Below are 15,335 nucleotides of genomic sequence, written 5' to 3'. Positions count from 1 at the left end.
CAGGAAGTCAGGACGCACACCCCAGGACTCCAGCAACCGGAACAGCGCCACCTCCACCGCGAAGATCGCCGGCTGGGTGTACTCGGTCCGGTCCAACTCTTCGCCGCTGAACACCACCTCGCGCAGCGGACGCGCGAGATGCCCGTCCAGCTCCGCGCACACGGCGTCGAAAGCCTCGGCGAAGACCGGGTACGTCTCGTACAACTCAGCTCCCATGCCGAGGCGCTGGCTGCCCTGACCGGTGAACAGGAAGGCGGTCTTGCCCTCGACCGTCCTGCCCACGACGAGCTGTGCGGACGAGTTCCCCGAGGCCAGTGCGTCCAGGCCGCGGAGTACGCCGTCCCGGTCCTCGGCGATCACCACCGCGCGGTGGTCCAGGGTGGCACGGCTGGTGGCCAGCGAGTAGCTGACGGCGGCGGGCTCCAGGGCCGGGTGGGCCGCCAGGTGGTCGCCAAGCCTTGCCGCCTGCCCTCGCAGGGCGGCGTCGGTCCGACCGGAGAGCTGCCACGGCAGCACGGCCGGGGCGGGGCGGACCTCCGCCTCCGGGGCGGCGGGGGCCTCGGGGGCCTGCTCCAGGACGGCGTGGGCGTTGGTGCCGCTGATGCCGAAGGAGGAGACGGCCGCCCGGCGCGGGCGTCCGGTCTCCGGCCACGTCCGGGACTCGGCCAGCAGCTCGACGGCGCCGGCCGACCAGTCCACGTGCGGCGTGGGCTCGTCGATGTGCAGGGTCCGCGGCAGTACGCCGTGCCGCATGGCGAGCACCATCTTGATCACGCCCGCGACGCCGGCGGCGGCCTGGGTGTGGCCGATGTTGGACTTCACCGAACCCAGCCAGACCGGCTGGTCCTCGGGCCGGTGCTGACCGTAGGTGGCCAGCAGCGCCTGCGCCTCGATCGGATCGCCGAGGGTGGTGCCGGTGCCGTGGCCCTCCACCGCGTCGACCTGGTCGGCGGTCAGTCCGGCGTTGGCCAGCGCCTGCTTGATCACGCGCTGCTGGGACGGGCCGTTCGGCGCCGTCAGACCGTTCGAGGCGCCGTCCTGGTTGACCGCGCTCCCCCGCACCACGGCGAGGACCGGGTGCCCGTTGCGCTGGGCGTCGGAGAGCCGCTCGACCACCAGCAGACCCACGCCTTCGGCCATGTTGGTGCCGTCGGCGCCGCCGGCGAACGACTTGCAGCGGCCGTCTGCGGCCAGCCCGCGCTGGCGGCTGAACTCGATCAGCGTGCCGGGGTTGGGCATCACCGTGACGCCGCCTGCGACGGCCAGGGTGCACTCGCCGGTCCGCAGCGCCTGCACCGCCAGGTGGAGGGCGACGAGTGACGCCGAGCAGGCGGTGTCCACGGTGACGGCCGGACCCTCCAGGCCGTAGGTGTAGGAGAGGCGGCCTGACATCACGCTGGCGGTGTTGCCGGTGCCGAGGTGGCCCTCGAAGCTCTCGGCCGAGCGCATCAGGACCGGTGCGTAGTCCTGGCCGTTGGTGCCGACGAAGACGCCGGTACGGCTGCCGCGCAGGGTGGCGGGGTCGATCCCGGCCCGCTCGAACGCCTCCCAGGAGACCTCGAGCAGCAGGCGCTGCTGCGGGTCCATGGCGAGCGCCTCGCGGGGCGAGATGCCGAACAGGGCGGCGTCGAACCGGTCGGCCTCGTGCAGGAAGCCGCCCTCGCGGGTGTAGGCGGTGCCCTGCGCGTCCGGGTCCGGGTCGTACAGACCCTCGATGTCCCAGCCGCGGTCGGTCGGGAAGCCGGAGATCGCGTCGCCGCCGGAGGCCAGCAACTGCCAGAGGTCCTCCGGGGAGTTCACCTCGCCGGGGAAGCGGCAGCCCATGGCGACGATCGCGATCGGCTCGCGGGCTTTCTCCTCCAGGCCGCGCAGTCGGTCGTGGGCCTCGTCGAGGTCCTTCAGGACGCGCTTGAGGTAATCGCGGAGCTTGTCTTCATTGGCCATCGGAACGCTGCCCATTCGAATCGTCGGGACACAGGCTGAGGGGGTTGCGGCACAGTGCGTCCAATGCGGTCAGCCCCTGCCGAACTTCTTGTCGATGTAGTCGAAGATCTCGTCGTCGGAGGCGTCGTCGTCGAGCTTGGACGAACCGCCGTCCGCCGCTTCGCCGTTGGCCTCGTTCCAGGTGGTGAGCAGGGCCTGGAGCCGGGCCGCGATCCGTCCGTGCGCGGTGTCGTCGGACAGGCCGGCCGCGGCGAGCGAGGCGAGTACGCCCTCCAGACGCCCCAGCTCCTCGAGGAGCTGCGGCTCCGCCTCGGTGGTGCCGGGCGCCACCTCGGCCCGCAGGTACTCGGCCAGCAGGGCCGGCGTCGGGTAGTCGAACACGAGCGTGGCCGGCAGTCGCAACCCGGTGGCCGCGTTGAGCCGGTTGCGCAGTTCGACCGCGGTGAGGGAGTCGAAGCCCAGTTCGCGGAACGCCTGCCCGCCGCCGACCAGGTCCACAGAGGTGTAGCCGAGGACGGCGACCACGTGGTTGCGCACCAGGTCGAGCAGCACCCGCTCCTGCTCGGCCGTCGACAGGTCGGCCAACTGCTGGGCCAGCGTGGCCGGTTCGGCTTCGGCGGTGGCGGCAGCCGCCGCGGCGGCACGGCGCAGCGGGACCCGGACCAGGCCGTGGAACAGCGTCGGCAGCGTGCCCGGAGTGGCCGCCAGGGCGCGCAGCGCCTTCAGGTCCAGGTGCATCGGCACCAGCACCGGCTCGTCCGGCACCGTCAGGGCGGTGTCGAAGAGTGCCAGGCCCTGCTCGGCGGTCATCGGCAGCACACCGCCGCGCGCCGACCTGGCGAGGTCGACCTCGCTCAACCGGCCTGCCATGCCCCGGCGTTCCGCCCACATGCCCCAGACCAGGGAGAGGGCGGTGAGTCCACGGGAGCGGCGGTGGCGGGCGAGCGCGTCCAGGAACACGTTCGCCGCGCCGTAGTTGCCCAGTCCCGCGCCGCCGAGGGTGCCGGCGGCGGCCGAGAAGAGGACGAAGGCCGCCAGGTCCAGGTGCTCGGTGAGCTCGTGCAGGTTGACCGCCGCGTCCACCTTGGGGCGCAGCACCCGGTCCACCCGCTCGGGGGTGAGCGAGCCGATCACGCCGTCGTCGAGCACCGCGGCCGTGTGGACCACCGCGGTGAGCGGGTGCTCGGCGGGCACCTGGGCCAGCAGCGCAGCCAGTGCCTCCCGGTCGGCCGTGTCGCAGGCGGCGACGGTCGCCTCGGCGCCCAACTCGGCGAGTTCGGCGGCGAGTTCCGCGGCACCTTCGGCGTCGGGGCCGCGGCGGCTGGTCAGCAGCAGGTGCCTGACGCCGTGCTCGGTGACCAGATGGCGGGCCAGCAGGGCGCCCAGACCGCCGGTGCCTCCCGTGACCAGCACGGTGCCCTGCGGGTCGAGCGGCCGGGCCGCCGGGGTGTCGGCGGCCGCCTGGACCGGGACCCTGGCCAGCCTGGGGACGAGGGCCGTACCCGCGCGCAGCGCGAACTCGCTCTCACCGGAGGCGATCACGGCCGACAGCCCCGGCAGCAGGCGGCGGGAGGCCTCGTCGTCGTCCAGGTCCAGCAGGACGAACCGGTCGTGGTTCTCGGTCTGCGCCGCCCGGACCATGCCCCACAGGGGTGCGTGGACCGGATCGGCCTCGGTGTCACCGGAGGTGGCGACGGCTCCGCCGGTCACCAGGACCAGGCGGGTGGCGGTGAGCCGGTCCTCTGCCAGCCAGTCCTGCAGCAGGGCGAGGGTGCGGTGCGCGGCCGCGTACACGGCGGGCACCAGGTCCGGTGCACCGCCGTCGGCCGCGGCGCAGGCCACCAGGACGGTGTCCGGAGCCGGGCCGCCGTCCGCGACCGCCGCCGAGAGGGCGACCAGGTCCTGGTACGAGTCGACCCGGGCACCGGCGGTCTCCAGGGCCAGGCCCAGCTTGAAGTCGTCGGCTCCGAGGACGGCCCAGTGGCCGCCGACCGTCGCCGGCTGCGGGACGGCCAGCGGCGTCCAGTCCACGCGGAAGAGCGCGTCGTGGTGGCCGGTCGCGTTCGGCCCGGCGAACTGTTCGGCCGAGACGGGACGCAGGACCAGGGACTCCACGGAGGCGACGGGCGCGCCCGTGCCGTCGGCCACGATCAGGGAGACCGCGTCAGGCCCGGCCGGGGTCAGCCGGACCCGCAGCTCGGCGGCCGAGGCCGCGTGCAGGGCGAAGCCGTTCCAGGCGAACGGCCTGCGCGCCTCGGGCTCCTCCTCGGTGGCGGTGGCGGTGCCGGTCGCGAGGGCCCGGGGCTGCAGCGCCGCGTCGAGAAGCGCGGGGTGCAGTCCGTACGAGTCGGCCTCCCCCTGCAGTTCCTCCGGCAGGCTGACCTCGGCGAAGATCTCGTCGCCGTGCTGCCACGCCCGGCGCAGTCCCCGGAAGGCCGATCCGTAGCACAGCCCGGCCTGAGCCAGTCGCTCGTAGTGGCTCTCGACCGGCAGCTCGACGGCGCCGGCCGGCGGCCAGTCGCCCGGGTCGAGCGGTGTCGCGGGCGCGGCGGCGACGCCGAGGAGACCGGCCGCGTGACAGGTCCAGGGTGCCGAGCCGGTGGCGTCCTCCGGCCGGGCGTACAGGCTCAGCGGGCGGCGACCCGAAGGGTCGGCTCCACCGACAACGAGCTGGAGTTGGAGGCTCCCCTCTTCGGGCAGGACCAGCGGGACGTCCAGCGTGAGTTCCTCGACCACGCCGCAGCCGACCTGGTCACCGGCCCGAACCGCCAGCTCCGTGAACACGGTGCCCGGCAGCAGGACGGTGTCGCCCACCGCGTGACCGGCCAGCCAGGGGTGCGTGCGCAGCGAGAGCCGCCCGGTGAACAGGAAACCGTCACAGTCCGGCAGTTCGACGGCCGCGCCCAGCAGCGGGTGCTCGGCCGGAGACAGTCCGGCCGAGGCAACGTCCGCCGCCCCCGAGGCGGAGGGCTCCACCCAGTAGCGGCGGCGCTGGAAGGCGTAGGTGGGCAGGTCCACCCGGCGGGCGCCCCGGCCCGCGAAGACCGCTTGCCAGTCGATGCCCGTGCCTCGCACGTACGCCTGGGCGACGGCCGTGGTCAGTGCCTGCGTCTCGGAACGGCCCGTGCGCAGCAACGGCACGAACGCCGGCTCCTCGCCCACGCACTCCGGGCCCATCGCGGACAGGACACCGTCGGGCCCCAACTCCACGTAGGTGCGGACGCCTTCGGCCTCCAGGGCCTGGATCGCGTCGTGGAAGCGGACCGCCTCGCGGACGTGGCGCACCCAGTACTCGGCGGTGCGGATCTCGTCTGCCGAAGCGGTCCGGCCGGTCAGCGTCGACACGATCGGGATGCGCGGCTCGGCGAACGTCAGTTCCTCGGCGACCGCACGGAACTCGGCGAGCATCGGCTCCATCAGCGGCGAGTGGAAGGCGTGGCTGACGGTGAGCCGCTTGGTCTTGCGACCCTGCGCCGCCAGCTGCTCGGCCGCCGCCAGGACGGCCTGCTCGGCACCGGAAATCACCACCGAGGTCGGCCCGTTGACCGCCGCGATGCCCAACTCGTCGGTGACGAACGGCAGGACCTCGTCCTCGCTCGCCTGCACCGCCACCATCGCGCCGCCCGAAGGCAGCTGCTGCATCAGGCGACCACGAGCGGCCACCAGCTTGGCGGCATCCGCCAGCGACAGCACCCCGGCGACATGCGCCGCGGCCAGCTCACCGATCGAGTGACCCGCCAGCAGGTCGGGCCGCAGACCCCACGCCTCGACCAGGCGGAACAGCGCCACCTCGATCGCGAACAGCGCCGGCTGCGTGTACCCGGTCTGATCCAGCTCCTCGCCGCCGAACACCACCTCGCGCAGCGGACGGTCCAGGTACTGGTCCAGGTGCGCGAACACCTCGTCCAGCGCATCCGCGAAAGGCGGGAACGCCTCGTACAGCTCGGCGCCCATACCGGCCCGCTGACTGCCCTGCCCCGTGAACAGGAACGCCGTCCGGCCCTCGACCACCGAACCCTGCACCAGGTTCCCAGCCGACTCACCCGAAGCCAGCGCGGCCAGCTCCCGGCCGGCGACGTCACGGCCAGCCGCGACGATCACCGCCCGGTGCTCGAACGCGGCCCGCGACACCACCAGCGAGTGGCCGACGTCGGTCAGCGACAGCTCGGGCCGCTCCGCCAGGTGGGAGCGCAGCCGCACGGCCTGCTCGCGCAGGGCCGACTCGGTGCGCCCCGACAGCAGGAGCGGGACGGCCCGACCCTCGTCCTGGGGGATGTCGACGACCGGCGGGGCGGGTGGCGCCTGCTCCAGGACGGTGTGCGCGTTGGTGCCGCTGAAGCCGAAGGAGGACACCGCCGCCCGGCGCGGGCGGCCGGTCTCCGGCCAGGGCCGGGCCTCGGTGAGCAGCTCGACCGCCCCCGCGGACCAGTCCACGTGCGACGACGGCTCGTCGATGTGCAGGCTCTGCGGCAGTACGCCGTGCTGCATGGCGAGCACCATCTTGATGACCCCCGCCACGCCGGCGGCGGCCTGGGTGTGGCCGATGTTGGACTTCACCGAGCCGAGCCACAGCGGAGAGCTTTCGTCCCGTTCCCGGCCGTAGGTGGCGATGAGCGCCTGGGCCTCGATCGGGTCGCCCAGGCGGGTGCCCGTGCCGTGTGCCTCGACCGCGTCGACGTCCTCGGCCGACAGGCGGGCGTTGGCCAGGGCCTGACGGATGACGCGCTGCTGGGAGGGGCCGTTGGGGGCGGTGAGGCCGTTGGACGCACCGTCCTGGTTCACGGCGGAGCCGCGGACCACGGCCAGGACCGGGTGTCCGTTGCGCCGCGCGTCGGAGAGCCGTTCGACCAGCAGCATGCCGACACCCTCACCCCAGCCGGTACCGTCCGCGTCGGCCGCGAACGCCCGGCAGCGGCCGTCCGCCGCCAGGCCGCGCTGGCGGCTGAAGGAGACGAACGCACCCGGCGTGGACATCACCGTCACACCGCCGGCCAGGGCCAGCGTGCACTCGCCGCCTCGCAGCGCCTGTACCGCCATGTGGAGGGCCACCAGCGAGGAGGAGCAGGCCGTGTCCACCGACACCGCCGGGCCCTCCAGGCCGAAGGTGTACGAGAGCCGGCCCGAGACGACGCTCGCGGCGTTGCCGGTGCCGAGGAAGCCGCCGAGCTCGTCGGAGGCGTCCATCGCGAGTTGGAGGTAGTCCTGGCCGTTGGTGCCGACGAACACGCCGGTCCGGCTGCCGCGCAGGGACTCCGGGTCGATTCCCGCGCGCTCGAACGCCTCCCAGGAGGTCTCCAGCAGAAGGCGCTGCTGCGGGTCCATCGCCAGCGCCTCGCGCGGCGAGATCCCGAAGAAGGTCGGGTCGAACTCGGCCGCGTCGTACAGGAATCCGCCCTCGCGGGTGTACGTCGTGTTCGCCCCGTCGGCGTCACTGCTGTAGAGCGCCTCCAGGTCCCAGCCGCGGTCGGTCGGGAAGCCGGAGATCGCGTCCGTGCCCGTCGACAGCAGCTGCCACATCTCCTCGGGCGTGGTGACCCCGCCGGGGAAGCGGCAGCTCATCGCGACGATCGCGATCGGCTCGTCCTCCGCGAGGCCGTCCAGTACCGGCGGTGCGGCCTGGTCGGCGGCGCCGCCGAACAGCTCGGCGTGCAGGTGGTCGGCCAGCGCGCGCACCGACGGGTAGTCGAAGACGACCGTGGCGGGCAGCGCCAGCCCGGTCTCCGCGGCCAGCAGGTTGCGGAACTCGACGGCGGTCAGCGAGTCGAAGCCCAGCTCGCGGAACGCCTTGCCGACCTCGATGCCCTCCGGGTTGCCGTAGCCGAGGACGGTCGCCACCTGGATGCGTACCAGGTCGAGGAGGACGGTGTCCCGTTCGGTCTCGGTCAGGTCCGCGAGCCGCTGCGTCAGCGTGGTCGAACCGCCGGCCGTCGACCGGTCGCCGATGGCTTCGTCGATCGCCCGGCGGGCCTCCGGCAGCTCGTCGAGCAGCCGGCTGGCGCGAGCCGCGGCGAAGGACGGGGCGAAGCGATCCCAGACGAAGTCGGCCGCGGTCACGGCCACGTCGCCCGAGGACAGTGCCCGGTGCAGGAAGGCGAGGCCTGACTCCGGTGCCATGGCGGGCAGTCCGCCCCGGTTCAGGCGCTCCTCCAGGGTGCGGTCGGTGGCCATGCCGCTCTCGGCCCAGGGGCCCCAGGCGATGGAGGTGGCCACCAGGCCGTCGGCGTGGCGCTGCTCGGCGAGGGCGTCCAGGAAGGCGTTGGCGGCGGCGTAGTTGGCCTGGCCGGCGCTGCCGATGACACCCGCGACGGAGGAGAAGAGGACGAACGCGGAGAGGCCGAGCTCGGCGGTGAGTTCGTGCAGGTTGAGCGCCGCGTCCACCTTGGGGCGGGCCACGGCGGCGAACCGCTCGGCGGTCATGCCCTCCACGACACCGTCGTCCAGCACACCGGCGGTGTGGAACACCGCCGACACCTCGACGGACGCCAGCAACTCCGCCAGCGCGGCACGATCGGCCACATCGCACGCCGCCACCGTGACGGTGACGCCCGACTCGGCCAACTCGTCGCGGAGTTCGGCCGCACCGGGAGCGTCCGGGCCGCGACGGCTGGTCAGCACCAGGTGCTCGGCACCGTTGCGGGCCAGCCAGCGGGCGACCTGGGACCCGAGGGCGCCGGTGCCGCCGGTGACCAGGACGGTACCGCTCGGCTGCCAGTTCGGCCCGGCGGTGTCCGGCTTGGCGGCGCGCACCAGACGGCGGGCGAAGAGGCCGGAGGCGCGGACGGCGAGCTGGTCCTCGTCACCTGCCAGGGCGCCCGCCAGCCGGGCGAGGGCCCGCTCGTCAGCGGCTTCCGGAAGGTCGATCAGGCCGCCCCAGCGGTCGGGGTGCTCCAGGGCCACCACCCGGCCCAGGCCCCAGATCTGGGCCTGCACCGGGCTGGCGAGCCGGTCGCCGCGGCCGGTCGAGACCGCGCCACGGGTCACGCACCACAGCGGGGCGGGGATACCGGCGTCGCCCAGCGCCTGCACCAGGGCCAGCGTCTCGGCCACGCCGCCGGACGGCGCCGGCAGCGCCAGCACGCCGGACACCGGCTCCGTACCGGCCGCATCCGCCAGACGTGCGGCGAGCTCGGTGCGGTCGGTGCCGAGCAGGATCTGACGGACGTCCGCGCCGCGATCGGCCAGCAGCCGCGCGACGTCCGCCGCACTGTCCCCGGCTTGTCCGGACGGGACGGCCACCAGCCAGGTGCCCGACAGTCCGGTGGCAGCCGGGTCGGCGACCGACTTCCAGGTGACCTGGTAGCGCCAGCCGTCCACGGTGGACTCGGCGCGGGCCTGCTTGCGCCAGGCGGACAGCGCCGGCAGCAGCGCGCCCAACTCGCCGTCGCCGTCAACCTGGAGGGTCGCGGCCAGGGTGTCCAGGTCCTCGCGCTCCACGGCCGCCCAGAAGCGCGCGTCCACCTCGTCCGCCGCAGTGACGGTCGTCCGGGCCGCCGGCTCCAGCCAGTACCACTCGCGCTGGAAGGGGTAGGTGGGCAGGTCGATCCGGCGGGCGCCGCGGCCGGCGAAGACCGCCTGCCAGTCGAGCCGCACGCCGCGGCCGTACACCTGGGCCAGGGCGGTGGTCAGCGCCCGTGCCTCCGGACGGCCCGCGCGCAGCACCGGCGCGAAGAGGGCGTCCTCGGTCGCGCTCTCCCGGCCCATCGCGGACAGCACCCCGTCCGGGCCCAACTCCAGGTACGTGCGGACGCCTTCGGCCTCCAGCGTGCGGATCGCGTCGTGGAAGCGGACCGCCTCGCGGACGTGGCGCACCCAGTACTCGGCGGTGCGGATCTCGTCCGTGATGTCGCCGGTGAGCGTGGAGACGATCGGGATCCTCGGCTCGGCGAAGGTCAGCCCCTCGGCGACGGTGCGGAACTCCGCGAGCATCGGCTCCATCAGCGGCGAGTGGAAGGCATGACTCACCGTGAGCCGCTTGGTCTTGCGACCCTGGGCGGCCAGCTGCTCCACAACCGTGACAACGGCCGCCTCGACGCCCGAAACCACCACCGAGGTCGGCCCGTTGACCGCCGCGATACCCACCTCGTCGGTCAGCAGCGGCAGCACCTCATTCTCGGAGGCCTGCACCGCCACCATCGCACCGCCCGAAGGCAGCGCCTGCATCAGGCGACCACGAGCCGCCACCAGCTTGGCGGCGTCCGCCAGCGACAGCACCCCGGCCACGTGCGCGGCGGCCAGCTCACCGATCGAGTGACCCGCCAGCAGGTCGGGCCGCAGACCCCACGCCTCGACCAGGCGGAACAGCGCCACCTCGATCGCGAACAGCGCGGGCTGGGTGTAGCCGGTCTGGTCGAGCTGCTCTCCCGCGAACATCTCCTCGCGCAGCGGACGGTCCAGGTGCCGGTCCAGCTCCGCGCAGACGGCGTCGAGAGCGGCGGCGAACGGCGGATACGCGTGGTACAGCTCCTGGCCCATGCCGAGCCGCTGGCTGCCCTGACCGGTGAACAGCAGAGCGAGCTTCCCGCCGCTCGCCGAGCCCCGGACGATTCCGGCGCCCGGCTCTCCGGCCGCCAGCGACCGCAGCGTGCGGACGAGTTCCTCACGGTCCTCAGCCACCAACAGCGCCCGGCGCTCCAGGGCGGCCCGGGTGGTCGCCAACGAGTAGGCGACGTCGGCGAGTTCGTCCTCGCTCCGGGTCTCGACGAAGGACAGCAGCCGCTCCGCCTGGGCCCGCAGGGCGTCCTCGCTCTTCGTGGACAGCAGCCACGGCAGCACGGCGGAGCGTACCGGCTCCGTGGTGGCGGCCTCCGGCTGGTCGGCGAGCTCGGGGGCCTGCTCGATGATGGTGTGGGCGTTGGTACCGCTGATGCCGAAGGAGGACACCGCCGCCCGGCGCGGGCGTCCGGTCTCGGGCCAGCGCCGGGCCTCGGTGAGCAGTTCGACCGCGCCGGCGGACCAGTCGACGTTGGGCGACGGTTCGTCCACGTGCAGGGTCTGCGGCAGGATGCCGTGCCGCACGGCCATCACCATCTTGATGATGCCTGCGACGCCGGCGGCGGCCTGGGTGTGGCCGATGTTGGACTTCACCGAGCCGAGCCACAGCGGCGAAGCCTGGTCGCGGTCCCGGCCGTAGGTGGCCAGCAGCGCCTGGGCCTCGATCGGGTCGCCCAGGGTGGTGCCGGTGCCGTGCGCCTCGACCGCGTCGACCTCGTCGGCCGACAGTCCGGCGGAGGCCAGGGCCTGGCGGATGACGCGCTGCTGGGAGGGGCCGTTGGGGGCGGTCAGGCCGTTGGAGGCGCCGTCCTGGTTGACGGCGGAACCACGGACGACGGCGAGCACCGGGTGGCCGTTGCGCCGCGCGTCGGAGAGGCGCTCCACGAGCAGCATGCCGACGCCCTCGCCCCAGCCGGTCCCGTCGGCCGCGGCCGCGAAGGACTTGCACCGGCCGTCGGCCGAGAGGCCGCGCTGGCGGCTGAAGTCGACGAAGGTCTCGGGTGTGCCCATGACGGTGACGCCGCCGGCCAGTGCCATCGTGCACTCGCCGCCTCGCAGCGCCTGGATCGCCCAGTGCAGCGCGACCAGGGAGGAGGAGCACGCGGTGTCGACGGTGACCGCCGGGCCTTCCAGGCCGAGCGTGTAGGCGACGCGGCCGGAGGCGATGCTGCCGGAGTTGCCCGTGCCGAGGTAGCCCTCGACGCCGTCCGGGAGTTCGCCGATCGCCGAGGCGTAGTCGTGGTACATCACGCCGGCGAAGACGCCGGTCCGGCTGCCGCGCAGCGTGGCCGGGTCGATGCCCGCGCGTTCGAACGCCTCCCAGGAGGTCTCCAGCAGTAGGCGCTGCTGCGGGTCCATCGCGACGGCTTCGCGCGGCGAGATCCCGAAGAACGCCGGGTCGAAGAGGCCCGCGTCGTGCAGGAAGCCGCCCTCGCGGGCGTAGGTCGTGCCCTGGTGGTCCGGGTCGGGGTGGTAGAGGTTGTCCAGGTCCCAGCCACGGCCGGCCGGGAAGCCCGAGATCGCGTCCCGCGCCTCGGAGACCAGTCGCCACAGGTCCTCGGGCGACTCCACGCCGCCCGGGTAGCGGCAGCTCATCCCGATGATGGCGATCGGCTCGTCGTCCAGGACCGCGACCGGGGCGGCGACCGATGCCTCGGTCTCCTCGCCGACCAGCTCCGAGCGCAGGAAGGCGGCCAGCGCGGCGGGCGTCGGGTAGTCGAAGACCAGCGTCGCGGGCAGTCGCAGGCCGGTGGCGCCGTTGAGTTCGTTGCGCAGTTCGACGGCGGTCAGCGAGTCGAAGCCGAGTTCCTTGAACGCCCGGCCCGCCTCGACCGAGGTGGCGTCCGGGTGGCCCAGGACGGACCCGACCCGGGCGCGGACCAGGTCGAGCAGCGCCTGCTCGCGCTCGCCGGCGGGCAGGGCCAGCAGCCGGCCGGCCAGCTCCGAGCCTGCCGCCGCCGGAGCGGAGCGCACGGCGCGGCGGGCCGGGCCGCGGACCAGCCCGCGCAGCAGCGGCAGGACCTCGCGGCCGACATCCGCCCGGAGCGCGGCCAGGTCGAGCCGCATCGGGACCAGGGCCGCGTCGACGCCGGCAGCGGCGCTGTCGAACAGGGCGAGGCCTTCGGCCGCGGAGAGCCCCTGCACACCCGAGCGGGCCATCCGGTCGACGTCACCGCCGCCGAGCGCGGCCGCCATACCCGTCGCCGTGCCGGCGCCCTCGGCCCACAGCCCCCAGGCGAGGGACACGGCCGGGAGGCCGGCCGCGCGGCGCCGCTGGGCGAGGGCGTCCAGGAAGACGTTGGCGGCGGCGTAGTTGGCCTGGCCCGGGCCGCCGAAGGTGCCGGCGGCGGAGGAGAAGAGCACGAACGCGGTCAGCTCGAGATCGGCGGTGAGCTCGTGCAGGTTCCAGGCCGCGTCCACCTTCGGGCGCAGCACGGTGTCGATCCGGTCGGGGGTGAGCGAGGAGACGATGCCGTCGTCGAGGACACCGGCCGTGTGCACCACACCCGTCAGCGGGAACTCCGCCGGCACCGAGGCCAGTGCGTCCGCCAGCGCTGCGCGGTCGGCGACGTCGCACGCCGCCCAGGTCACCTCGGTGCCCGACTCGCGCAGTGCGGCCGTCAGTTCCGCGGCACTCGCAGCGTCGCCACCGCTGCGCGAGACCAGCAGCAGGCTGCGTACGCCGTGCTCGGCGACCAGATGACGGGCGACCAGACCGCCGAGGCTACCGGAGGCGCCCGTCACCAGGACCGTACCATCGGTGCCGAACACCGGTGCGGCGGTGGATGCTTCGACGCGTGCCAGGCGCGGGACCTGCACCGCACCCGTGCGGATGATGAACTCCGGCTCGCCCGAAGCGAGCGCGCCCGCCAGGAGTTCGCCGGTGCCGTCCTTGGCGTCGAGGTCGACCAGGACGAAGCGGTCCGGGTTCTCCGCCTGTGCGGAGCGCAGCAGGCCCCAGACCGGGGCGTGGGCCAGGTCCTCGCCGCCCGCCGCCGCGCCACGGGTCACCAGGACCAGGCGGGAGTCGGCGAACCGCTCGTCGGCCAGCCACTCCTGGACGACGGCCAGCACCCCGTGCAGCACGGCGCGGGCGGTCGACGGCAGGTCGTCGGTGGCCACCGGATCCAGCGCGAGGAACACCTCGTCGGGAGCGGACCCGCGCTCGTCGGCGGCGGCCCCCAGGGTGACGAGGTCGGCGAAGCACTCGACGCCGGTTCCGGTCGGGTCCGTGCCGAGGGCGGCCCAGCGGCCCGCGGGCGCGGCCGGGACCGGCAGCGAGGTCCACTCCACCCGGAACAGCGACTCCGTGTAGCCGCCGCGCACCTGCTCCACGGAGACCTCGCGCAGCACCAGCGACTCGACCGAGGCGACCGCCTGACCGCTCTCGTCGGCGAGTTCCAGCGAGACGGCGTCCGTGCCGGTGCGCGAGAGCCGTGCCCGCAGGACGGCGGCGCCCGAGGCGTGCAGGGTCACACCGTTCCACGAGAACGGGATCCGGCCGCGTCCGGTGTCCTCCACCAGGTCGACGGTGCCCAGCACGTGCAGCGCCGAGTCCAGCAGCGCCGGGTGCAGGCCGAAGGAGGCCGCGGTGGAGCGCGCGTCGTCCGGCAGCGCCACCTCGACGAACACCTCGTCGCCCGACTGCCAGGCGGCGCGCAGGCCCTGGAACACCGGACCGTACCCGAACCCGGCAGCGGCCAGCCGCTCGTACAGGTCCTCGACCTCGACCTCGACCGCACCGGCCGGAGGCCACTCCCCCAACTCGAACGACGCCGCACCGGCACCGGCCGCCAGCACACCCGTGGCGTGCCGCGTCCACGGCTCCTCCGCCGCGGCCTCCTCGATGCGCGAGTGCAGACTCAAGCCCCGACGACCCGACTCGTCAGCCGCACCCAGCGCCAGCCGCAGCTGCACACCACCACGCTCGGGCAGCACCAGCGGAGCAGCCAGCGTCAGCTCCTCCAGCACCCCGCAGCCGACCTGGTCACCCGCCCGGATCGCCAGCTCCACGAACGCGGTACCCGGCAGCAGCACACTGCCCATCACCGCGTGATCCGCCAGCCACGGATGCGACTGCACCGACAGCCGACCCGTGAACACCACACCGTCCGAGTCCGGCAGCTCCACACTCGCACCCAGCAGCGGATGCCCCGCCGCACCGAGCCCGATCGACGCCACATCGCCGACCGAGTGGCCGCCTTCGAGCCAGTACCGCTGGCGCTGGAAGGCGTAGGTGGGCAGCTCCACCCGACGGGCGCCCCGGCCGGCGAAGACCGCCTGCCAGTCGACGCTCGCACCACGCACGTACGCCTGGGCGACGGCAGTGGTCAGCGTCTGCACCTCGGGTCGGCCCGCGCGCAGCACCGACGCGAACGCCGCGTCCTCGCTCACGCCCTCCTGGCCCATCGCGGACAGCACCCCGTCCGGACCCAACTCCACGTAGGTGCGGACGCCTTCGGCCTCCAGTGCCTGGATCGCGTCGTGGAAGCGGACAGCCTCACGGACGTGACGCACCCAGTAATCGGGGGTACGGACGTCCTCGGTGATGTCGCCGGTGAGAGTGGAGACGATCGGGATCCGGGGAGCGTCGAAGGTGAGACCCTCGGCGACGGTGCGGAACTCGGCGAGCATCGGCTCCATCAGCGGCGAGTGGAAGGCGTGACTCACCGTGAGCCGCTTGGTCTTGCGACCCTCAGCCGCCAGCTGCTCCGCAACCGCCAGCACGGCCGCCTCAGCGCCCGAAACCACCACCGACGTCGGCCCGTTGACCGCCGCGATACCCACCTCGTCGGTCAGCAGCGACAGCACCTCCTCCTCGGAGGCCTGCACCGCCACCATCGCACCACCGGCCGGCAGCGCCTGCATCAGACGGCCACGAGCCGCCACCAGCTTGGCGG

1 protein-coding gene and 1 pseudogene are annotated in these 15,335 nt (G+C 73.9%); both read right to left on the bottom strand.

Going from position 1 to position 15,335, the window contains the following annotated elements; all coding sequences use genetic code 11:
• Positions 1-1,932, bottom strand: a pseudogene (locus ACZ5ON_RS34675) (type I polyketide synthase); the annotation flags it as partial.
• Positions 1,933-2,013: 81 nt separating this feature from the next.
• The coding region (locus ACZ5ON_RS34670; RefSeq protein ID WP_465601223.1) for a type I polyketide synthase at positions 2,014-15,335 on the bottom strand (13,322 nt) is incomplete at its 5' end.

It is taken from the genome of Kitasatospora sp. NPDC032150 (assembly GCF_055579945.1).
Note: the sequence above shows the minus strand (reverse complement) of the source record. Positions and strands in the feature narration are given on the sequence as shown.